The sequence below is a fragment of the Allobosea sp. 01N443 genome, assembly GCF_056399325.1.
The window spans coordinates 1-721 of record NZ_JBFTRC010000415.1; the positions used below are offsets into that span (position 1 = coordinate 1).

A 721-nucleotide genomic window follows, 5' to 3' on the forward strand; every position below is an offset into this window, starting at 1 on the left:
GTCTATGTCAATACGCAGGGCGCCGGGCCGGGCTGACCTCTTACCGTCTCGCGCTATTGCATCGGCCCGAAAAGTGGATTGCGGTTTTCGGAAAAGCCGATGCAAACACAAAGGGTTAGATCATCGGACCGGATACGATTTCCGGTCCGATGATCTAGCCGTCGCAGCTGCGGCAGCTAGCGCGCAACCGGAGCCGGCGCGCCGGCCTCGTGGTGCTGGTCCGGGCCGCCACCAACGCCACGCAGCATCACGACCGCAAAGAGGCCGGCAAGGACCGCAATCGCCGAACAGAGCCCCGCCGTGATGGCGAAGGAGCGTGTGAAGGCCGCACGCGCCGTCGCAAGCAGGTCTGCCCCGGCTGTCCCCGCGACCTCCTTTGCAATGGTCAATGCGCCACCGAGCGTATCACGCGCAGCAGCGGCCGCCTCCGGCGACACGCCCGACGGCACGGCCAGGCCCATCTGATAGCGATACAGCGCAGTCAGGACGCTTCCGAGGATGGCGATGCCGAGAGCGCCGCCGAACTCGGCGCTCGTTTCGGACAGGCCCGACGCCGTGCCGGCGCGCTCGGGCGGAACGCTGCCGACCACGAGATCGGTCGTCAGCGTGACGATCGGCGCGAGCCCCAGCGAGAGCAGAACCGTCCCGGCGACGATGATCATGGGGCCTTCGACATGGCTGATCCCGGCCAGCGTCGCAAAGCCCAACGCGGTCAACGTGA

The 721-nt window shown here is 67.0% G+C and carries 1 pseudogene; it reads right to left on the reverse strand.

Annotation, left to right across the window (positions count from 1 at the left end):
• Positions 1-176: 176 nt before the first annotated feature.
• Positions 177-721 (reverse strand): annotated as a pseudogene (locus tag AC1DRP_RS36765) (MFS transporter); the annotation flags it as partial.